We start from the raw sequence: 19,616 nt of genomic DNA, 5'->3' as shown, positions 1-19,616 counted from the left end.
GGCGCGCTCTGGGCCGGGGACTGGTCGAAGTTCGTCGACAAGGGCAAGGAGTACCAGGCCAAGGCCCCGGCGGGGACCTTCTTCACCGACTCGCCTCGTCCAGGTGCCGGCGCAGGGCGGCCAGGTAGAGGCCGCGCTTGCTGCCGAAGACCTTGTAGAGGCTGTTGCGGTGCACCCCGAGGCCCGTCACCAGGTCGTCCACCGAAGTCCCCTCGAAACCCCGGTCGGCGAACACCCGGGCGGCGGCCCGGACGGTCTCGTCCTCGTCGAACGCGCGTGGTCGTCCCATGCGGGAAACCCTAGGAGTAAAGGAACGGTCAGTCAAGAACGAACATTCCTGAAACCTGTTCCATCTCCGATGTCGTACGCTGTGCGCGTGACGGAAGCCTCCAGAGCCACCAGCGCAGCGGACACCGCCGAGCGGTTCGTCGAACTGCTCCGGATCGACCGGCTGGACGAGAACCTGTTCCGAGGTCGTTGCCACGCCGGGGCGCCGATGCGCGCCTTCGGCGGGCAGGTGGCCGCCCAGGCGCTGACCGCCGCCGGGCGGACCATCGGCGGCGGGCGGCACGTGCACTCGCTGCACTCCTACTTCCTGCGCCCCGGCGATCCCCGCCATCCCATCGACTACGAGGTGGACCCGGTCCGGGACGGCTTCTCCTACGCCACCCGCCGGGTGACCGCGGTCCAGCACGGCGAGGCGATCTTCACCCTCTCCGCCTCCTTCAAGACCCCCGAGGACGAGCCCGACCGGCACTCCGCCGCGCCCGCGGTGCCCGCCCCGGAGGACCTGCCCGACCCCTTCCCGGCCTGGGCCGCCGCGGCCCCCGAGGACTACGAGCGGGCCGCCGTCTTCCGCACCCTGGAACTGCGCTTCGTCCCGGCCGACTCCCCCGGGCTGCCCGGCCAACTCCCCGGCACCCCGCAGCAGTTCGTCTGGCTGCGGACCGGCGGCCGGCTGCCCGACGGGGATCCGCTGCTCCAGGTCTGCGCGCTCACCTACCTCTCCGACCTGACGCTGGCCTCCACCGCCGCGATCGACCTCCAGGCGCACCGCTTCCAGCGCGCGGAGCCGTCCCGGATCGTGCTCGCCTCGCTGGACCACGCGATGTGGTTCCACCGCCCGTTCCGGGCCGACGAGTGGCTGCTGTTCGCCCAGCGCAGCCCCTCCGCCTCGGACGGCCGGGGCCTGGCGCACGGCGAGTTCTACGACCGCGCAGGGCGGCTGGTCGCCTCCGCCGTCCAGGAGACCCTGATCCGGCGGCGGGCGGTCTGACGCCCCGTCCGCCCCGCCTCCGGCGGGGCCCGACCTGACGCAGCCGGGCACTTGGCCGTTCAGGTGACGTTCGCTCGGCGGACCCCGGCCCGTATCATGGTGCGGGTGACCAAGGTTGACCTGTCACCAAGGCCGGTGGAGGCGATGTCGCCCCGTCAGCTCGAACGCCGCAAGAGCCTGATCGAGGCCGCCCTGACGCTGGTGAACGAGACCGGCGTGGAACGGCTCCAGATGAAACAGGTCTGCGAACGCTCCGGAGTCGCGCTCGGGACGGCCTACCGGTACTTCTCCTCCAAGGACCACCTGCTGGCCGCCGCCATCGCGGACTGGCACCGGCTGCTGCTGGACGACCTGGTCGCCGAGCAGCGCGGCTCCCGGCGGGGGGTGGCCGAGACCGACCGGGTGGTGCGCTTCGTCCGCAACGGCATGCGGGCCTACCAGCGCCAGCCCCAACTGGCCCGGCTCCGGGTGGCGGTGGCCGCGTCCACCGACCCGTTCGCCTCCGAGACCCTGCAGTCGCTGGCCCGGGCCGACGGCGCCGCGCTGGACGCCGTCAGCCCCAGCCTGCCGCCCGCCGCCGGGGAGCTGGTCCGCCACATCGTCGGCCACTCCTGGCAGGGCGAGCTGACCTCCTGGGTGACCGGGCGGACCACGCTCGACGACGCCCGGCGCCGCCTGGAGGGCGTGGTCCGCCTGGTGCTGGCCCCCTACGAGGCGGCCTGACCCGCCGTCGGCCGACTGACCGTCACCGGGTGGGCCACCACCGCGTCGAAGAGGTAGCCCTCACGGTTGTGCACCGCGGTGACCGGCTGGGTGTTCCCCCGCCGGTCGGTGGCGCGGGCGCGCAGCTGGTACGCACCCGGCTGGCCGGGCCGCCAGTCGTACGACCAACGCACCCAGCCGTCCTTGCGCGGATGGTCCAGCAGGTGCGCCCGCCGCCAGACGGCGCCGCCGTCGGTGGAGACCTCCACCTCCCGCACCGGCGCGGAGCCCGACCAGGAGCGGCCGGTCAGCCGGTGGGTGCGGCCCGCCTCCAGGACGGCGGCCCAGGGCAGCTCGAAGGCGCTCTTCACCACCTGCGCGGTGATCGGGGCGCTGCCGCCCTCCGGGTAGGCCTCGCCGAACAGGCGGTAGAAGTCGGTGTTCCACGGCGAGTACAGCGGCTCGTCCGCCACCTCGACGGTGCCCAGCCACTTGATCGAGGCGATCCCGATCCAGCCCGGCACCACCAGCCGCACCGGCGCCCCGTGGTCGGGGGCGAGCGGCTCGCCGTTCATCTCGTACGCCACCAGCACGTCGTCCAGCGCCTTGGCCAGCGGCAGCGGCCGGCGGACCCGTCCGAGCGAGACGCCACCGGTGACGTACTCCGGGTCCAGCCCGGAGGGCAGCACGTCCACCGCTTCGCGGCGCAGCCCGGCCCGGTGCAGCAGCTCGGCCAGCCGGACGCCGCGCCAGCTCGCCGAGCCGACGCCGCCCAGGGTCCACTGGGTGCCGGGCACCGTGCGGCCCTGCTGCGAGAGGAAGAAGCTGCGGCCGTTGCCCGCGCACTCCACCAGGGCGGTGATCCGGGTGGACGGCAGCCGCTTCAGCTGCGCGAGGTCGAACTCCACGTCGCCGCGCCGCAGTCCACTGCCCGTCAGCTTCAGCCGCCAGGCGGCCGGGTCGATCAGCGGGGTGCTGGTGTGGTTGCGGACGAAGAACCGCTCGGTCGGCGTGTGGAACCCGGTGCCGGCCACCGAGTCCCAGCGCATCTCGGCGTTGGTGCCGCGCGGCACGAACCACTCGGGCGGCAGCGGCTTCACGATCCCCGGCACCGGCGAGGCGGCGCTCGTCGCATCCGGCACCGGCGAGGCGGCGTTCGCCGCGCCCGCCCCCACCGCGGTCAGCACCGGCCCCGCCACTCCGGCCGCCGCCAGCATCCGCAGCAGCGTCCGCCGGTCCACCCCCTCCGCCCGGGCCTCCCCCGCCAGCCACTGCTCGCGCCGCATCCGGTCGTAGGCGTACTCGTCCATCGGTCCGTCCCCTCCCTCGGTGGCGCCCGCCACCCCGGCAGCGCCGTCCGGCGGACGATCCTAGGTGTGCGGATGACGTGGCGTCAGGGAAACCGAGGAGCTGACCGGCGCGTCCTCACCGGCTCGCGTGTCAAAGCCGCAGATAGTACGAGATGTACGTATTGTCCGACCGCTGGAGCCCCCCTGATGAGCACCCGACCCGACGAACAACCGGGGGCCACCCTCCCGACCGACAAGGTGGTGTTCGGCGTCAGCGCCGTCGCCGTACTGGCGGTGGTCGCCTGGGGCGTGTTCGCGGCGGACTCGCTCGGCCGGGCTTCCAAGACCGGGTTGGACTGGGTGCTGCACAACTTCGGCTGGCTGTTCGTGGTCGCCGCCGACGTCTTCCTGGTGCTCACGGTGCTGCTGGCGTTCAGCCGCTTCGGCCGGATCCGGCTGGGGCGGGACGACGAGGAGCCCGAGTTCTCCACCCTGGCCTGGGTCGCCATGATGTTCAGCGCCGGCATGGGCATCGGCCTGATGTTCTACGGCGTGGGCGAGCCGCTCCAGCTCTACGCCGCCCCGCAGCCGGGCTCCGGGATCGAGCCGCAGAGCGCGGCCGCCGCCCAGTCCGCGCTGGAGTTCTCGCTCTTCCACTGGACCCTGCACCCCTGGGCGATCTACGCCGTCGGCGGCCTGGCCCTCGCCTACACCACCTTCCGCAAGAACCGGGGCAACCGGATCTCCGCCGCCTTCGTCCCGCTGATCGGCCGTCAGGGCGCCGACGGCTGGATGGGCAAGGCCATCGACCTGCTCGCGGTCTTCGCCACCGTCTTCGGCTCGGCCACCAGCCTCGGCCTCGGCGCCCTCCAGGTCGCCGACGGGCTCGGATACATCACCGACGTGAAGTCCACCGAGAACGTCCAGCTGATCATCATCGGCTCGCTGACCGCCGCCTTCGTGCTCTCCGCCTTCTCCGGCGTGCACAAGGGCGTCAAGTGGCTCTCCACCGCCAACGTGGTGCTGGCCTCGCTGATCATGCTCTTCGTCTTCGTCTTCGGCCCCTCGGTCTACCTGCTGGACGCCATCCCCTCCACCGTCGGCGGCTACCTCTCCGACCTGACCACCATGGCCACCCAGACCGGCGCCTTCACCGACGAGGCCTGGCTGGGCTCCTGGACCATCTTCTACTGGGCCTGGTGGCTCTCCTGGGCGCCCTTCGTCGGCACCTTCATCGCCCGCATCTCCCGGGGCCGGACGATCCGTCAGTTCCTGCTCGGCGTGCTGCTGGTGCCCAGCGGCGCCACCGTCATCTGGTTCTGCGTGATGGGCGGCACCGCGATCCGGCTCGACTCCACCGGCGCGGCCGACCTGGTCGGCACCATCTCCCAGGGCGCCGAGGCCTCGATGTTCGAGACCCTGCGCTCGCTCCCGCTCGGCGGGGTCACCAGCGTGATCGCGGTGCTGCTGGTGATGACCTTCTTCATCACCAGCGCCGACTCCGCCTCCCTGGTCCTCGGCTCGCTCTCCAGCCGGGGCTCGCTCCACCCGCGCACCTGGCTGGTGGTGGTCTGGGGCGTCCTGATGGGCGGGGTGGCCGCCGCCCTGCTGCTGGCCGGCGGGCTCAGCGCCCTGCAGAACGCCACCATCCTGGTCGCCCTGCCCTTCGTCGTGGTGATGCTGCTGCTCTGCCTGGCCCTGGTGCGCGAGCTGCGCTCCGACCCGGCGGCCGGGCCCTCCCGCCTGCACGCCGCACACGGCCTGCGGGACGCCGTCCGGGTCGCCGTCGGCGACGCCCTGGCCGACCACGGCGTGGGGCGCCGCCGCAACGGCGCCTCCCCGCCCCCGCCTCCCCCTTCCGAGTGAACTGGGCCGAACGCGGCTGATGGTTCGTCAGCGTCGTTCCCCTCCGGTGGCATGCTGAACAGCCTCGATGACCCGTCGCCCAGCTCCCACCTGGGCTTCACCCCGGTGTCGTCACCGTTTAACACCGCCCTGGAATGCTCACTGTCATGAACGCTCAGCCCGTCCCGGCACCCGCGGCCCCGCCAGGCCCGCGCTTCCCCCTGCCCCGCCGCCACCGCCGCCTGATCGCCTGCGCGGCCGTCGCCGCCTCGATCGCCCTCGGCACCCTCGGCGTCGCGGCCACCGTCGAGACGGCCCGCCAGCAGGAGACCATAGCGACCGCCAGCCGCTGAGGGCTCCGCCCGGATGGTCCGGTACCGCCCCGAGGGCGGTCAGGGGCGCGAGGAACTGCGCGAGTACGGCAGGCGGACCGGAGCCGGATCGGGGCACGTCAGCCAGTCGCACGTGCTGCCGTACCCCCGCGCGCCCCGCGGCGGAGCCGCGGATCGGCAGAACCTCGCGCCCCTGAGGTCGCCGCTCCGCGGCGCCGCGGCGTCAGCCCGCGTAGGAGCGGGAGTGGCGGCCCGGGGTCTCGGGGAGGGGTTCGAGGGCCGGGGCGTAGCGGGCGGCGGGGGCGCGGAGGAGCCAGGCGCGGCCGGCCGGGGCGATCAGGTGCATGCGGTGCAGGAGGTCGAGGGCGTCGCGGCGGAAGGCCGTGAGGTCGGCGAGGTAGGCGCGGCGCCAGCCGTTGCGCAGGCCGTGCTCGTCGGTGATGTCGCCGAGGGCGCCGTCTATCAGGGCGTCGGGGACCAGGACGGCGGGCGGGGCGGACTCCTCGGGGAGGGGGCGCAGCTCCTCCACCAGGCGGCAGGCGAGCAGCAGGGCGGCCTGGGCGAGGGTGCCGTTGCCGGGCAGGGCCAGGTCGGTGAGTTCGTCGGCCGGGTCGAGCAGGGCGATGCCCTCGGCCCGGTGCTCGGCGGTCAGGCCGAGGAAGTCGGCGAACAGGGCCGTCTCCGAGGCCCGGTGGGCGAGCAGCCAGCGGCGCTGGTCCGGCGTCAGTTCGTCGAGCAGCACCACCGGGGTCTCGGCCAGGCGCCGCCGTACCGCGACCGGGTCCGGTACGGGGGAGTCCGGCGGGCCCGGGCTGAGCAGCGCTCCGGCCAGCTCCCGGTCCGCGAGGCCTCCCGTCAGCACCCGCCAGTCGGCCAGCTGCTGACGGACCGCCGGTTCGGCCAGGTCGGGCGCGGCGCCGTCGGCCACCGCCGCCAGGGCGCGGACCAGGGCCGCGTACGCCTGCGGCGTCCAGGGGCCGTGCTCGGTCGGTTCGAGGGCGCGGCCCGGCAGCGGGGCCTTGTGCAGGCGGGCGTAGCCGGCGCCGACGGTGAGGGGGTAGCCGAGCAGGGTGGCGAAGCGCTCCACCAGCCAGTCGGCGTGACGGTGGATCAGCGGCAGGCCCTCGCCGTGCGGGCCGCCCGCGGTGACCAGCGGGTGGGCGGCCAGCAGCCGAGCGGCGGTGCGGCGTTCGACCGCGACCTGCTCGGGGCTGCCGGGCACCGGCTTGCGGTGGCGGCCGCGGCGGCCGGTGACGGCCAGGGCGTCCCGGCCGGGGGCGACCCGGCTGCGGCGGCCGCCCTCGCGGCCGCGCAGGGTGGTGGGTTGATGGACCGTCGGGCCGTGCCACCAGCTGCAGCCCTCGTCGTCGGCCTCGTCCTCGGGCAGCACGCCGCCCAGGTGACGGGCCCCGTAGAGACCGAAGGCGGCGGTGAAGAGCGCATCGGCCTCGGACGGCCCGGAGCCGGCCAGCAGCTCCGCGAGCCGCCCGGCAGCGGAGTGGCCGGGGGTGGGGTGGCCGGTAGCCGGAAGGCCGGTGGCCGGGGCCGCGACCGGGTGGAGGACGGCAGCGCCGGACGGCACGACGGCGGTGAGCTGCCCCGCCCCCGCCCCGCGCCCGCTCGTCGCCCCGCCCTCGTACCGCTCCATGTCGCCCACCAGACTAGACGGTGCACGTCCCCCGCGTGGCTGCCACCCGCACCCCGTTACTTACGCATGGGTAACTACCTCTTCCGCAGGCCACCCGCCGTCACCTATCGTCCTGGGCATGCCGAACCTGCCCAACGTCGTGCTGTGGTCGATACCCGCCTTCGTGCTGCTCACCGTCCTGGAAGTGGTCTCCTACCGCTTCCATCCCGACGAGGAGGAGCAGGGCTACACCGTCAAGGACACCGCGACCAGCCTGAGCATGGGGCTGGGGAGCCTGGTCTTCGACGCGCTCTGGAAGATCCCGATCGTGGCGATCTACGCCGCGCTCTACGAGCTGACGCCCCTTCGGGTGCCGGTGCTCTGGTGGACCGTGCCGCTGATGCTGCTGGCCCAGGACTTCTTCTACTACTGGTCCCACCGCGGCCACCACGTGATCCGGATCCTCTGGGCCTGCCACGTGGTGCACCACTCCAGCAAGCACTACAACCTCTCCACCGCGCTGCGCCAGCCCTGGACCTCGGCCACCACCTGGGTGTTCTACGTCCCGATGATCCTGGCCGGGGTGCACCCCGCCGCGCTGGCCTTCTGCTCCTCGGCCAACCTGGTCTACCAGTTCTGGATCCACACCGAGCGGATCGGCAAGCTGCCCCGCCCCGTCGAGTACGTCTTCAACACGCCGTCCCACCACCGGGTGCACCACGCCTCCCAGGGCGGCTACCTGGACCGCAACTTCGGCGGCATCCTGATCCTGTTCGACCGCTGGTTCGGCTCCTTCGCCCCCGAGACCACCAAGCCGGTCTACGGGCTGACCAAGAACCTGAGCACCCACAACCCGCTGCGGGTGGCCACCCACGAGTACGCCTCGATCGCCCGTGACGTGGCCGCCGCGACCAACTGGCGCGACCGGGTGCGCCACCTCACCAAGGGCCCGGGCTGGCAGCCCGGGCCGACCGACCGCCCGGAGGGCACCGCCGCATGACCATCTCCACCCGCCTGCGCACCGCCCGCGGCCTGCTCACCGCCTTCGCCGCCACCTCGGTCACCCACCTCGGCGCCATCGCCGCCGGCGCGAGCGTGCTGCAGAACGCCACCAAGCCCGCGCTGGTGCCGCTGCTGGCCGGCTACGTGGCGGCCCGCGCCGAGCGGGCGCCCAAGCTGCTGCTGCCCGCACTGGCCTTCTCCACCGGCGGGGACGTGCTGCTCCAGTTCGACCAGCAGGCCGCCTTCCTGGCCGGCATGGGCTCCTTCGCGGCGGCGCACGTCTGCTACGTCACGATGTTCGTGAAGATGGGCGCCCTGGAGGACCGGCGGCGCACCGTGGTCCTGGCGCTGGCGTACGCCGCCGCCTGGGCGGTGATGATCAGTCAGCTCTGGCCCGGCCTCGGCGACCTCAAGATCCCGGTGGCGGTCTACAGCCTGCTGCTGGCCTCCACCGCCGTCACCTCGGCGGGCCTGGGCTGGCGGGCCGGGCTCGGCGGCGGGCTGTTCCTGCTCTCGGACACCCTGATCGCCACCGAACTGGCCGACTGGAAGGCCCTCCCCGGCCACGGCGTCTGGATCATGGCCACCTACGTGCTGGCCCAGTTCCTGCTCGCCGACGGCACCCTGCGGGCCACCACCGCCCCGGCCTCGGCCCCGCTCACCGCTCCCCTGGCGGCCACCGGCCGCTGACGGCCCGTCGGGTCCCGGCACGCTCCCGGACGGGAGTGGCTACCACCACCTGCGCTTGGCGCGCGGCGGCGGCCACTCCCCCGGGACGTACTCCGAGCAGCGGCAGTAGGTGTAGTTCCAGAACCCCACCCAGTCGCCGTTCTCGTACCGGTCGCCGCTGCCCTCCTCGTGGTCGCAGCCCCCGGTGTGGGCCGAGTGCCCGCAGTTCCGGCAGGGCGGGCGCGGCGCCTCGTACGGCGGCAGGTAGATCGGCGAACCGGTCCGCCAGACCAGCACGATCCCCACCACACAGGCCGTCAGGACGACGATCCCCACCAGACCGATGACGGTCTCCACTGCCATGCCCCACCCCCGTGACGGCCACTGACCGCCTCCTACCCGGGGGCCGCCGGGCCGCATCCCGCCCGGGCGTCACCGTCCTGCAACAGCCGTCATTCCGGCCGTCATTCCGTCGTCCGCCGGCGCAGCAGCCAGAAGCCACCCACCCCGGCGGCCACCAGTGCCCCGCCCGCCGCGAGCTGCCCCGGGCCGGTCGAGGCCGAGCCGCCGACGCCGGTGTGCACCGGGCCGGTCGGGAGCTTGCCGCCCTGGTCCTGCCCGCCGTGCCCGGCCAGCTTGACCTCGACCGCGCCGCTGAAGGTGTCGCCGTTCGGGCACTTGCCGTCGATGCCCCAGCCGGAGGCCTTCGCCCCCTTCACCAGGTTGCCCAGGTTGCTGCCGAGGTTGCCGAGCGCCTTGGAGGCGAACTCCTTCTCGGAGGCCAGCAGGGCCCTGCCGCTGTACTTGCCGTCCGGACCCACCGTCAGGGTGGCGCTGCCGGTGGAGAAGGCCTGCGAGTTGGCGGTGATGGTCTTCACCGAACTGGTCTCGCAGGTGACGCTGACCGTCACGCTCTGCCCCGGCGCCGCCTCGGCGGGACTCACCCAGGCGGGCTCGACGCTCTTGGCGGTGGCGGCGGGAGCGGCCAGGACGAGCAGGGTGGTCGCGCCGATCAGCGCGGCGGCGGTACGCGGAGCGCGCATGCCGTTCCTCCGGTTCCGGGCGCAGCACACGGACTCCGTCGTCGCGTGAGGGGACAGCTACACCCTGTCACCTGCGACGCTAGGCAGCGCCGCCCCGGACGGCCACCGTTCGGGACCGTTCGGGGGGCGCACTCGTACCGCTCAGAGGTCCAGGTCGACCACGACCGGGGCGTGGTCCGAGGTGCCCTTGCCCTTGCGGGCCTCGCGGTCCACGTAGCTGTCGGTCACCGCGTCGGCGAAGGGCTTGTTGGCGTAGGTGAGGTCGATCCGGATACCGAGGTTCTTCGGGAAGCCCAGCGCCCGGTAGTCCCAGAAGGTGTACGGGCGGTCGTACTTGAGGGCGCGCGGCATCACGTCGGTCAGCCCGGCCTCCCGGAGGGCGGCCAGCGCGGCGCGCTCCGGCTCGGTGACGTGCGTCTGACCCGCGAAGACCGAGGGGTCGTAGAGGTCCTCGTCGGTGGGCGCCACGTTGAAGTCGCCCATCACGGCGAACGGGCGGTCGCCGGCGGCGTCGTCGAGGACGGCCTGGCGCAGCGCCTCGAACCACTCCAGCTTGTAGGTGTAGTGCGGGTGGCCCACCTCGCGCCCGTTCGGCACGTAGACCGACCAGACCCGGAGCGGGCCGCAGGTGGCGGCGATCGCGCGGGGCTCGGTCTCCGGGATCATCGCGCCGTCGGCCAGGAAGCCGGGCTGGCCGGGGAGGTCGCGGACCACGTCCTCCAGGCCGATCTTGGAGAGGATCGCCACGCCGTTCCACCGCCCGGTGCCGTAGGCGGCGGTCTCGTAGCCGAGCTCGCGGACGGCCTCGTACGGGAAGGCGTCCGAGGCGCACTTGAGCTCCTGGAGGCAGAGCACGTCGGGGCTGCTGCCCTCCAGCCACTCCAGCAGCTTGGGCAGCCGGGCGGTGACGGAGTTGATGTTCCAGGTGGCGATGCGGACGGTCACGGCGGGCGGCCTTCCCGAGCAGGTGCGACGGACATGTACTCCTGCAACATACCGTCACCCCCTGACAGCCCAGGGGCGCGCCGGGTTGCGCCCCGCAGGGGCGCGGGGAACTGCGCGCAGGGGAACGGCAGCACCTGCAACTGGCTGGCGGTGGGTCAGTTGCAGGTGAGCTGCCTTCCGACTCGCGCAGTTCCTCGCGCCCCCGGGATTACCGGCTGGGGTGAACGACGGCCGCGGAGCCGCCGCCCCTTCGGGTGGGCTCGGCCGCGGCGACCCAGCGGCCGTCGGGGAGGCGTTCGACGCCGGTCGCGGCGCCGATCTCCGGGGTGGGTGCGAAGACCTGGCCGAGGGCCTCCAGGCCGGCCTTCTCGGGCGAGGCGAGGAACGCGGGTTCGGCGACCGACGCGGCCGTGTTGCGCTGGCTGGCGCGCGGGGCGGCGATGGCCTGCTCCAGCGTCATGCCCCGGTCCAGGCGGCCGAGCAGGACCTGGAGGACGGTGGTGATGATGGTGGAGCCGCCGGGGCTGCCGACCGCGACGAAGGGCTTGCCGTCCTTGAGGACGATGGTCGGCGAGATGGAGGAGCGCGGACGCTTGGCCGGGCCGGGCAGGTTGGGGTCGGGGACGCCCGGGGCGGCGGGGGCGAAGGAGAAGTCGGTCAGCTCGTTGTTGAGCAGGAAGCCGCGGCCGGGGACGGTGAGGCCGCTGCCGCCGGTCTGCTCCAGGGTGAGGGTGTAGGAGACCACGTTGCCCCAGCGGTCGGCGACCGTCAGGTGGGTGGTGCTCGGGCCCTCGTAGGTCTCGGGGACGGCCGGGCCGGCGGTGGCGCAGGCGGCCGGGTGGTACGGGTCCCCCGGCGCGAGCGGGCTGGTGAGGGCGCGCTCCGGGTTCAGCAGGCAGGCCCGGGAGGCGGTGAACTCGTCGCTGAGGAGTTGACGGGTCGGCACCCGGAAGAAGGCCGGGTCGCCGACCCAGCGGCCGCGGTCGGCGAAGGCGATCCGGCTGGACTCCAGGTAGCGGTGCAGGTACTGGGTCGAGCTGACCTTCGACAGGTCGCCCTTGGCCTCCAGGATGCCCAGCGCCTCGCCGACGGTGGTGCCGCCGGAGGAGACCGGTGCCATGCCGTAGACGTCGTAGCCCCGGTACTCCTGGTGGGTGGGCTGACGCTGGATCACCCGGTAGTCGGCCAGGTCCTTGCGGTCCACCTTGCCGGGGCGGGCGTTCCAGCCGGAGGCCGGGTCGACCGGCGGGTGCTGCAGGGTGTTGACGATGTCGGCCGCCAACTGGCCCTTGTAGAGCGTGTCGACGCCCTTGCGGCCGATCTCGCGGTAGGTGGCGGCCAGCTCCGGGTTGCGGAAGGTCGATCCGACCACCGGGAGCTCCCCGCCGGGCAGGAACAGCTTCGCGGTGTCCGGGAAGGCCCGGAAGCGGGTCAGGTTGAGCGCGGTCTGGTCCTGGAAGGTCTGGTCGACGGTGAAGCCCCGGTCGGCCAACTTGGCGGAGGGCTTCAGGAGTTCGCCCAGGCTCCGGCTGCCCCAGCGGTCCAGCGCCGCGTCCCAGGTGGCCGGCACGCCGGGCACGCCGACGCTCAGGCCGCTGGTCACGGCGTCGGCGAAGGCCAGCGGCTTGCCGTTCTCCAGGAAGAGCGTCTCGTCGGCCGTCCGACCGGTGACCTCACGCCCGTCGATGGTGGAGACCCTGCCGCTTCGGGCGTCGTAGTAGACGAAGAACCCGCCGCCGCCGATCCCCGCCGAGTACGGCTCGGTGACCCCCAGCGCGGCCGCCGTCGCCACCGCCGCGTCCACCGCGTTCCCGCCGCGCTTCAACACCTCCAGCCCGATCGCGGTGGCGTCGGCGTCCACACTGGCCACCGCACCGCCCCAGCCCACCGCCTCGGGCACCTTGGGCGGCACACCGGCCTGCGCCTGCGCGGGGGCGGCCGCGCAGATCAGCGCGCCGGTCAGCGCGAGCGGGACGATCCGGATCAGACGCATGGGCCCCTCCAGTGCTTGCTGGTCGTCAACTCCCTTGCGTCCAACGTTCTTTCATATCAGCCATGCTCACCACAATGGCACTTCCGAGTGACTACCTGCCGGTAGTCACCCGGCACCAGCCCCGGCACCCCGGTCAGCACGGTGGCCAGAATCGTTCCCCACCAGGGCAGTTGCCCCCAGCACTGCACCCCGACCGCCACCGCCGGGGCCGCCGCCAGCCACTTTCGCCAGTTCACCGTCGTCTCCTCTCGACTCCGTTCCTGAAAAGGAGACTGACGAGGCATCAGTCGTTGCGATAATCCCCACAGCGTTGCGGACCACGCGCAACGGTCGGACGGCGGAAGGCACGGACGTGGACGGCGAGCTGCTCCCCCTGCACACCATCCGGATCTCCGCCGGGATGTCCTTCGAGCCGATCCCCGGCACCGTCGACGGCGTCTGCCGCGAACTGGCCCAGGAGCTGAGGACCCTGGCATCCCGTCTCGGCATCTCGATGACCCGCTACGCCCGCGATGTCCACCGCGACCGCTCCACCCTCTCCCGCTGGCTGAGCGGAGTCGCCGTCCCTCCCGCCGACTTCCTCGACCGCCTGACCAGCGATGTCGAGGCAGCAACAGGACTCCCCCTCACCCACGAGGCCCGCGAACACCTCCGCCGCCTGCACCGATCCGCACTCGCAGAACGCAACCCGCGCAGCGCCGAACTTCAGTCCCTGCGCGACCGCTGGTCCGACGCCGACCAGGAGGCACGCGACCTGCGCACCGAGGTGGACCTGCTCAAGGACATGTTGCGCGCCGCACAACGCAAGGCCGCCGAACAGGAGGTGGCCCTCCGGCAACTCGAACGTGGCGCCACAGCCTCCCGCCTCGAACACCGCGCTGAGCTCGCGCTCGTCGCCGGGGACCGCGACCACCTCCGGGCCGAACGCGACGGCCTCCTGGGCCTGGTCGAACGCCTCCGCGAGGAACTCCGTGAGGCGGAGGCACGCCAGCTGGAGGCCGAGCACCGCTGCCACCTGCTGGAGCACCAGCTGGAGACGGCCGAACGCGCCGAGCACGAGGCACCCGCCGCCGAGCAGACCGAGGCCGATCTGCTGCGGCGCCGCCTCTCCGAGATGGAGGACCAGCACGCCGCCGCCACCAAGGCCCTGAGCGACCTCCGCCGACTGCTCACGGAGGAAGCACCGTCCTCCTCTCCTGGCCTCTTCCTCGCGAACGACCACGGCGGATTCGAGCTGCTGCCGCACGAGGCCGTCGACTGGTCCGTCCAACGGATCGCCGCTGCCATCGGCCGGCTGCGCGCCGGGGCCTCCGAGCACCCCGCCGAGCTGGTCGGACAGGTCGTCGTCGCAATGCTCGCCTCGTCCGCGCACCGGCCGGCCTTCGAGGTCGCCGAACTGGCTCACCTGCTGTCCGTCGGCCCCGCGCCGGCCGACGCCGATGCGCTGATGCGCGAAGCAGCGTCGGGGAAGCTCAAGGAGGTGGTGAAGCTGGCCGGGCTCCTGGCCTTGGCCCCCGGCCACGAGCCGGACCTGGCCGCCCTCCTGACGGCCGCAGGCCACCGGCCACCGGAGGACGTCGTCACCCTGCTGATCCACCTGCGGGGCAGCGCCGGGGCGGTGGACTCCTTGCTCGGTGCGATCTCGTACCGACCGGCCACGGATGTCGCCGAGATCGTGGCGCTGCTGCACCGCTCCGGGCGCCACGGATCTGTGAGCGCCTTGCTGCGAAGGGCTGCGCTCCGCCCTGCCCCGCTGGTCATGGAGCTGCGCACTGCCTTGGACCGCAACGACCAAGCCGTCCAGGCCCGGGAGCTCGAGCGTCACTTCAGAGGCTCGGTGGGCGAGGATCTGGCCGGACTACCGGGCCCGGCACCGGAAAACGCTTTGCCCGCCCCACCCACCTGACGGCAGGCTGCCCCTCATGTCCGAGAACACGACCGCCAGCTTCTCCGTCACCGCGCTGTTCGCCGCCGACGGCCGCCTGCCCACCATCCCCCGCAAGGCCGCCCGCCGTGAGCAGCTGCTCGACCACCTCGCCGCCACCCTCTTCGAGACCGGCACCGAGTACACCGAGAAGCAGGTCAACGAGGCCCTGGTCACCGTCCACGACGACTTCCCGGCGCTGCGCCGCTACCTGGTCGAGAGCCACCGCCTGACCCGCACCCGCAACGGCTCCACCTACCGCCGCACAGCGGCCTGAGGGGCCGTCAGCCACCGCAGGAAGCCGCCGTCGAGGACCACCTGAGCGGCACGGGTGTAGCCGCCGGTGCCCGGGTGGGCGCCGTCGCCGGCGAGGGCTTCGGCGTTCCAGGCGAGGTCGGTGGCCAGGGCGGCCGTGAGGGGGATGAAGGGGACGCCGTGGGAGGCGCAGACCTCGGCCTGGGCGTCGGCCAGGTCGAGCAGGCGGCCGAGGTGCTCGTCGCCGTACAGCGCGACCGGCGGGGGGCCGACGACCAGGACGGCGATCGAGCGCTCGGCGGCCTCGGCCAGGAGGGCGGTGAGGTTCTCCAGGGTGCGGGCCGGGGCGACCCGCGGGGCGCCGTCCTCGAGGACGGTGTCGTTGCTGCCGAAGGAGACGACCAGGCGGTGGTCGGAGCCGGGAGCCGAGCGGGGGGAGAACTCCGTCCAGACGCGGGCCAGGACGTCGTCCGAGGTGTTGCGGCGGATGCCCAGGTTGAAGGCGGTGACGTCCGGGCCGGCGGCCGCGAGGACGCGGCCGACCCAGCCCTGGTACGCGGGGTCACCGAGGCCCTGGACGAAGGAGTCGCCGATGAAGCAGACGCGCAGCTGCTGATCACTCATCAGGACAGCCTAGGGAGCGTGGGCCGCACGGGAGTTCGGTGTCCAGCGGACGGACGCTCAGCCGGCCGCCCGCTCGACCCGGTGGCGCTTGATGGTGCGGAAGCGCCGCGCCACCTGCCGGGCCAGGTCGGCGGCGCCGACCAGCCCCGCGTCGTTGCCCAGCGCCGCGTGCACGATCTGCGCCTCCGGCCGGAACCCGCGCCCGGTCAGGGTCCGCTTGAAGGCCTGCCGGGCCGGCGCGAGGAGCAGCTCGCCCGACTCCGAGACGCCGCCGCCGATGACGAACCGCCCCGGGTCCAGCGCCGCCGCGAGGTTGGCGATGCCGACGCCCAGCCAGGTGCCGACCTCGTACAGCAGCTCGGTGGCGACCGGGTCGCCGCCGCGCGCGGCCTCGGTGATCAGCGGGCCGGTCAGTCCGTCGGCCGTGCCGCCCGCCAGGGCGAGCAGCGGCTGGACCACCGGGGACTCCTCGGCCACCAGCTCCTTCGCGTCGCGGACCAGGGCGTTGCCGGAGGAGTACTGCTCCCAGCAGCCCCGGTTGCCGCAGGGGCAGCGGTGCCCGCCCGGGACCACCTGCATGTGGCCGAACTCGCCCGCCAGGCCGTACTTGCCGCGGTCGACGTAGCCGTCGCGGACCACCGCCCCGCCGATGCCGGTGCCCAGGGTGAGCATCACCATGTGCTCCTCGCCGCGCCCGGCCCCGAAGCGCCACTCCGCCCAGGCGGCGGCGTTGGCGTCGTTCTCGACGATCACCGGGAAGCGCAGCCGGGCGCTGAGCGCGTCCCGCAGCGGTTCGTCGCGCCAGTTGAGGTGGGGGGCGAAGAGCACCCGGGAGCGGTCGGAGTCGACCCAGCCGGCCGCGCCGACGCCCACCGCGTGGACGTCGTGACGGTCCGCCAGCTGGAGCACCAGCTCGACGATCACGTCCTCGACCACCTTGGGGCTCTTGCTCTTGTCGGGGGTGTCGGTGCGGATCCGCTCCAGCACCTTGCCCTCGCCGTCCACCACCCCGGCGACCACCTTCGTCCCGCCGATGTCCACGCCCACCGTGGGCAGCCGCAGCACGCTGGCCGGCAGCGCCCGGCGGCGGCGCTCGGCGCGCGGGCCGATGCCGAGCAGGGTGGGCAGGACGGGCGGACGTTGGGGGCTGCTCACGGGGCGGGTCACTCCTCGGGGTCGGAACCGGTGGCACGGCCTGGGTCGCGGCCGAGCTCGTGGCTGAGCTCGGCCAGTTCGGAGCCGCCCGCCATCTCGGTGGTGAGCTGCTCCAGGGTGATCCCGGCGCGCGGGTGGCTGCCCGCCATCCTCCCTCGTTTGAGGAGGGTGAAGTGGTCGCCCACCAGATGCGCGTGGTGCGGGTTGTGGGTGATCAGCACCACGCCGAGCCCCTCGTCCCGGGCCGCCGCCACGTACTTGAGCACCACGCCCGACTGCTTGACCCCGAGCGCGGCGGTCGGCTCGTCCAGCACCAGCGCCCGCGCCCCGAAGTGCACGGCCCGGGCGATGGCCACGCACTGGCGCTGCCCGCCCGAGAGGGTGCCGATCGGGCGGTCCACGTCGGGCAGGTCGATGCCCATCCGGGCCAGCGCCTCCCGGGTGACCTCCCGCATCCGGGGGACGTCCAGGCGCAGTCGGGTGCCGAGTTCGGCACCGAGGAAGAAGTTCCGCCAGACCGGCATCAGCGGGACGACGGCCAGGTCCTGGTAGACGGTGGCGATGCCGAGCTCCATCGCCTCCTTGGGCGAGGAGAGCCGCACCTCCTGACCGTCGATCAGGTACCGCCCCTCGTCGTGCCGGTGGAGCCCGGCGATCACCTTGATGAGGGTGGACTTGCCCGCGCCGTTGTCCCCGAGGACGCAGTGCACCTGGCCCGCCGCCACCGTCAGCGAGATGCCCTCCAGGGCCCGTACGCTGCCGTAGCTCTTGCCGACGCCGTCGAGTTCCAGCAGGCTCACCGGCCGCCACGCTCCGCCCGTCGCTTGACCCAGGAGTTGAGCAGCGCGGCCAGCAGCAGCATCGCGCCGAGGAAGAACTTGAACCAGTCCGGGTTCCACTGGGCGTAGACGATGCCCTTGCTGACCATGCCGAAGATCAGCGCACCGAGCGCGCCGCCCAGCACCGAGCCGTAGCCGCCGGTGATCAGGCAGCCGCCGATCACCGCCGCGACGATGTAGATCAGCTCGTTGCCGACGCCCTCGCCGGACTGCACGGTGTCGAAGGAGAACAGCAGGTGCTGCCCGAGCACCCAGGCGCAGAAGCCGACCCCCAGGTAGAGCGCGGTCTTCACGGCGGCCACCGGGACGCCGACCGCCCGGGCGGCCGCCGCGTCGCCGCCGACCGCGAAGACCCAGTTCCCGTACCGGGTGCGCAGCAGCACCCAGGAGCCGGCCGCGACCAGGCCGAGCCACCACCAGACGGTGGCCTTCAGCGACATCCCGCCCACCGTCAGCTCGGAGGCGAACAGCCAGCGGCAGGAGGCGAAGCCCTCCATGTCGGCGATCGGCTTGGTGGTGACGGTGCCCGAGACCAGTTTGGTGACGCCGAGGTTGGCGCCGGTCAGCATCAGGAAGGTGCCGAGGGTGACGATGAAGCTGGGCAGGCCGGTGCGGGCCAGCAGCCAGCCGTTGGCCCAGCCGACCGCGAGCGCCACCGCCAGCGAGACCAGCACCCCGACCCAGGTCACCGCGGTCAGCTGGTAGCTGACCATCGAGGAGGTGAGCGCGGCGGTGGTGACCAGCACACCGGCCGAGAGGTCGAACTCGCCGCCGATCATCAGCAGCGAGACCGGCACCGCCATGATGCCGATGGTGGAGGCGGCGTAGAGCACGGTGCCGATCGAGGCGGGCCGCAGGAAGCCGTCCGCGACCACGGCGAAGACCACCAGCACCGCGAGCGCGGCCAGGGCCGCGCCGAGCTCGGGGCGGGCCCGGCGCCGGCGTTCGGGCGGGCCGGCGGTGAGCAGCTCGCGGCTCACCGGGTGCCCCGGGCGACGTAGGTGGCGAGGGCGGCCGCGTTCTCCCCGGTGAGGATCTGAGGGCCGGTCAGCACCGGTCCGCCGCCGCCCAGCACGTCCAGGTTGTAGCGGTAGAGCCAGAGCAGGTCGACGCCCTCGTAGCCCTGGAGGTAGGGCTGCTGGTCGACCGCGAAGCCGACGGTGCCGTTCTTCAGGCCGTCCACCACCTGGGTGCCGAGGTCGAAGGTGTCCAGCTCCACGCCCGGCCGGGTGTCGGCGACGGCCTGCAGGGCGGTGGCGGCGAGCGGGGCGCTGAGGGTGAGCACGGTGTCGACCGCGCCGTCGGCCTGGAGCTTGGCGGAGACCGCGGCCTTGGCGTCGGGCAGGCTGGTGCCGGTGACGTAGAGGGTCTGGAACGGGCCGCCGAAGCCCTCCTTCGCGCCGCCGCAGCGCTGCTCCTGCCCGACGTTGCCCTGCTCGTGGATCACGCAGAGCACCGACTTGCGCCCCCGCTTCGCCAGTTCGGCCCCTGCGGCCCGGCCCGCCGTGGTCTCGTCCTGGCCGACGTGGGTGAGCGCGCCGAACCGGGCGGAGAACTCCTGGCCGGAGTTGATGCTGATCACCGGGATGCCGGCCGCCTTCGCCTTCCCGAGCACCTCGGCCATCGCCTCGCCCTTGGCGAGCGAGACCAGCAGGCCGTCCACCCGCTGGTCGATCGCGGCCTGGACCAGCTGCACCTGGTTCTGGGTCTGGGCGTCGTTGGTGTAGCGGAAGTCGATGTTGTCCTTGGCGGCGGCCTGCTCGGCGCCCTTGCGGACGCCGTCCCAGAACGCGTCGCCCGCCCCCGCGTGGGTGACCATCGCCACCTTCCAGCGCGGGGTGTTCACCGCGCCGCCCGCCGTGGCGGCCTCGGAGCGGGCCTGCTCCGCCCGTCTCCCCCCGGTGCTGCTGCACCCCACCGCCGTCAGGAGCAGGGCCAGGAACGGGGCCAGGACCAGAGCCGCGGTGCGGCGAGGGCGGTATGACACTCCGACAGTCTCCAGGAAGCGGCCGCCGCCGCACGGCAACTCGCTGGGAACGGGCCGGACCCGTTCGACGCGTACGCCCAAGCGGGTGGCACACTGGTCCGGGCCGTTC

19 protein-coding genes and 1 pseudogene are annotated in these 19,616 nt (G+C 73.3%); 8 read left to right on the top strand and 12 right to left on the bottom strand.

Features of this window, described 5'->3' with window-relative positions:
• Positions 1-85: 85 nt before the first annotated feature.
• Positions 86-289: pseudogene (locus ACWEPF_RS25075) on the bottom strand (TetR/AcrR family transcriptional regulator); the annotation flags it as partial.
• Positions 290-376: 87 nt separating this feature from the next.
• Here ACWEPF_RS25075 and ACWEPF_RS25070 point away from each other — a divergent pair.
• Positions 377-1,276 (top strand): acyl-CoA thioesterase, encoded by a 900-nt coding sequence (locus ACWEPF_RS25070; RefSeq protein WP_345280153.1) that lies wholly within the window; start codon positions 377-379, stop codon positions 1,274-1,276.
• 105 nt (positions 1,277-1,381) lie between these two features.
• Positions 1,382-1,999, top strand: a complete 618-nt coding sequence (locus ACWEPF_RS25065) for a TetR/AcrR family transcriptional regulator (RefSeq protein WP_345280155.1) — start codon at positions 1,382-1,384, stop codon at positions 1,997-1,999.
• Here the strand turns inward: ACWEPF_RS25065 and ACWEPF_RS25060 are convergent.
• Positions 1,984-3,288 carry a sulfite oxidase gene (locus tag ACWEPF_RS25060; RefSeq protein WP_452174249.1) on the bottom strand — a complete coding sequence of 435 codons (1,305 nt, stop codon included), beginning with the start codon at positions 3,286-3,288 and terminating at the stop codon, positions 1,984-1,986. The genes ACWEPF_RS25065 and ACWEPF_RS25060 overlap by 16 nt on opposite strands.
• 186 nt (positions 3,289-3,474) lie before the next feature.
• On the opposite strand from ACWEPF_RS25060, the gene ACWEPF_RS25055 reads away from it, so the two are divergent.
• A complete protein-coding gene (locus ACWEPF_RS25055) occupies positions 3,475-5,133 on the top strand; it encodes a BCCT family transporter (RefSeq protein ID WP_452174248.1) in 1,659 nt (552 codons plus the stop codon).
• Positions 5,134-5,279: 146 nt separating this feature from the next.
• Positions 5,280-5,465: a hypothetical protein gene (locus ACWEPF_RS25050; RefSeq protein ID WP_345280160.1), complete on the top strand. Its 186-nt coding sequence runs from the start codon at positions 5,280-5,282 to the stop codon at positions 5,463-5,465.
• 202 nt (positions 5,466-5,667) lie between these two features.
• Here ACWEPF_RS25050 and ACWEPF_RS25045 read toward each other — a convergent pair whose 3' ends face one another.
• On the bottom strand, positions 5,668-7,092 hold the full coding sequence (locus tag ACWEPF_RS25045) for a DUF2398 family protein (RefSeq protein WP_452174247.1): 1,425 nt from the start codon (positions 7,090-7,092) through the stop codon (positions 5,668-5,670).
• Between the two features lie 118 nt (positions 7,093-7,210).
• Here ACWEPF_RS25045 and ACWEPF_RS25040 point away from each other — a divergent pair, with 118 nt between their 5' ends.
• Together ACWEPF_RS25040 and ACWEPF_RS25035 are read left to right on the top strand one after the other, a co-directional pair.
• Positions 7,211-8,071, top strand: coding sequence for a sterol desaturase family protein (locus ACWEPF_RS25040; protein ID WP_345280162.1), 861 nt, complete (start codon positions 7,211-7,213; stop codon positions 8,069-8,071).
• Positions 8,068-8,763 (top strand): lysoplasmalogenase, encoded by a 696-nt coding sequence (locus ACWEPF_RS25035; protein WP_452174246.1) that lies wholly within the window; start codon positions 8,068-8,070, stop codon positions 8,761-8,763. The genes ACWEPF_RS25040 and ACWEPF_RS25035 overlap by 4 nt, the downstream gene beginning before the upstream one ends.
• 39 nt (positions 8,764-8,802) lie before the next feature.
• Here the strand turns inward: ACWEPF_RS25035 and ACWEPF_RS25030 are convergent, their stop codons facing one another.
• The 4 genes from ACWEPF_RS25030 to ggt form a co-directional block, all read right to left on the bottom strand.
• Positions 8,803-9,105 (bottom strand): hypothetical protein, encoded by a 303-nt coding sequence (locus ACWEPF_RS25030; protein WP_449794728.1) that lies wholly within the window; start codon positions 9,103-9,105, stop codon positions 8,803-8,805.
• Positions 9,106-9,206: 101 nt separating this feature from the next.
• Positions 9,207-9,785 (bottom strand): hypothetical protein, encoded by a 579-nt coding sequence (locus tag ACWEPF_RS25025; protein ID WP_345280168.1) that lies wholly within the window; start codon positions 9,783-9,785, stop codon positions 9,207-9,209.
• A 141-nt stretch (positions 9,786-9,926) separates the two neighbouring features.
• Positions 9,927-10,730: an exodeoxyribonuclease III gene (locus ACWEPF_RS25020; protein WP_452174245.1), complete on the bottom strand. Its 804-nt coding sequence runs from the start codon at positions 10,728-10,730 to the stop codon at positions 9,927-9,929.
• A 208-nt stretch (positions 10,731-10,938) separates the two neighbouring features.
• The gene (gene ggt / locus ACWEPF_RS25015) at positions 10,939-12,723 is read right to left on the bottom strand and encodes a gamma-glutamyltransferase (RefSeq protein WP_452174244.1); all 1,785 of its coding nucleotides are present in this window, start codon (positions 12,721-12,723) and stop codon (positions 10,939-10,941) included.
• Positions 12,724-13,075: 352 nt separating this feature from the next.
• On the opposite strand from ggt, the gene ACWEPF_RS25010 reads away from it, so the two are divergent.
• Positions 13,076-14,629, top strand: a complete 1,554-nt coding sequence (locus tag ACWEPF_RS25010; protein WP_452174243.1) for a helix-turn-helix domain-containing protein — start codon at positions 13,076-13,078, stop codon at positions 14,627-14,629.
• A gap of 16 nt (positions 14,630-14,645) precedes the next feature.
• Positions 14,646-14,924, top strand: coding sequence for a DUF2087 domain-containing protein (locus tag ACWEPF_RS25005; RefSeq protein WP_452174242.1), 279 nt, complete (start codon positions 14,646-14,648; stop codon positions 14,922-14,924).
• Here ACWEPF_RS25005 and ACWEPF_RS25000 read toward each other — a convergent pair.
• Genes ACWEPF_RS25000 through ACWEPF_RS24980 form a run of 5 tightly spaced genes read right to left on the bottom strand, consistent with a single transcriptional unit; the run spans position 14,903 to position 19,507 of the window.
• Positions 14,903-15,526, bottom strand: coding sequence for a GDSL-type esterase/lipase family protein (locus tag ACWEPF_RS25000; RefSeq protein WP_452174241.1), 624 nt, complete (start codon positions 15,524-15,526; stop codon positions 14,903-14,905). The genes ACWEPF_RS25005 and ACWEPF_RS25000 overlap by 22 nt on opposite strands.
• 57 nt (positions 15,527-15,583) lie before the next feature.
• Complete coding sequence (locus ACWEPF_RS24995; protein ID WP_345280178.1) at positions 15,584-16,681, bottom strand: ROK family glucokinase; 1,098 nt, start codon at positions 16,679-16,681, stop codon at positions 15,584-15,586.
• Positions 16,682-16,689: 8 nt separating this feature from the next.
• Positions 16,690-17,481 (bottom strand): ATP-binding cassette domain-containing protein, encoded by a 792-nt coding sequence (locus tag ACWEPF_RS24990; RefSeq protein ID WP_345280180.1) that lies wholly within the window; start codon positions 17,479-17,481, stop codon positions 16,690-16,692.
• The gene (locus tag ACWEPF_RS24985) at positions 17,478-18,500 is read right to left on the bottom strand and encodes an ABC transporter permease (RefSeq protein ID WP_345280182.1); all 1,023 of its coding nucleotides are present in this window, start codon (positions 18,498-18,500) and stop codon (positions 17,478-17,480) included. The genes ACWEPF_RS24990 and ACWEPF_RS24985 overlap by 4 nt, the downstream gene beginning before the upstream one ends.
• Complete coding sequence (locus ACWEPF_RS24980; protein ID WP_452174240.1) at positions 18,497-19,507, bottom strand: substrate-binding domain-containing protein; 1,011 nt, start codon at positions 19,505-19,507, stop codon at positions 18,497-18,499. Before ACWEPF_RS24980 ends, ACWEPF_RS24985 begins: the two co-directional genes overlap by 4 nt.
• Between the last annotated feature and the right edge of the window lie 109 nt (positions 19,508-19,616).

Source organism: Kitasatospora sp. NPDC004289 (assembly GCF_053602875.1).
The sequence above is the reverse complement of the archived record's forward strand: the minus strand, read 5'-3'. Positions and strand labels throughout refer to the sequence as shown.

Bases quoted from the DNA above. Each gene is read 5' to 3' on its own strand.
- ACWEPF_RS25045 (WP_452174247.1), bottom strand. From the start codon at position 7,092: ATGGAGCGGTACGAGGGCGGGGCGACGAGCGGGCGCGGGGCGGGGGCG.
- ggt (WP_452174244.1), bottom strand. From the start codon at position 12,723: ATGCGTCTGATCCGGATCGTCCCGCTCGCGCTGACCGGCGCGCTGATC.
- ACWEPF_RS25000 (WP_452174241.1), bottom strand. From the start codon at position 15,526: ATGAGTGATCAGCAGCTGCGCGTCTGCTTCATCGGCGACTCCTTCGTC.
- ACWEPF_RS25050 (WP_345280160.1), top strand. From the start codon at position 5,280: ATGAACGCTCAGCCCGTCCCGGCACCCGCGGCCCCGCCAGGCCCGCGC.
- ACWEPF_RS25040 (WP_345280162.1), top strand. From the start codon at position 7,211: ATGCCGAACCTGCCCAACGTCGTGCTGTGGTCGATACCCGCCTTCGTG.
- ACWEPF_RS25005 (WP_452174242.1), top strand. From the start codon at position 14,646: ATGTCCGAGAACACGACCGCCAGCTTCTCCGTCACCGCGCTGTTCGCC.
- ACWEPF_RS25025 (WP_345280168.1), bottom strand. From the start codon at position 9,785: ATGCGCGCTCCGCGTACCGCCGCCGCGCTGATCGGCGCGACCACCCTG.
- ACWEPF_RS25035 (WP_452174246.1), top strand. From the start codon at position 8,068: ATGACCATCTCCACCCGCCTGCGCACCGCCCGCGGCCTGCTCACCGCC.
- ACWEPF_RS25060 (WP_452174249.1), bottom strand. From the start codon at position 3,288: ATGGACGAGTACGCCTACGACCGGATGCGGCGCGAGCAGTGGCTGGCG.
- ACWEPF_RS25030 (WP_449794728.1), bottom strand. From the start codon at position 9,105: ATGGCAGTGGAGACCGTCATCGGTCTGGTGGGGATCGTCGTCCTGACG.
- ACWEPF_RS25055 (WP_452174248.1), top strand. From the start codon at position 3,475: ATGAGCACCCGACCCGACGAACAACCGGGGGCCACCCTCCCGACCGAC.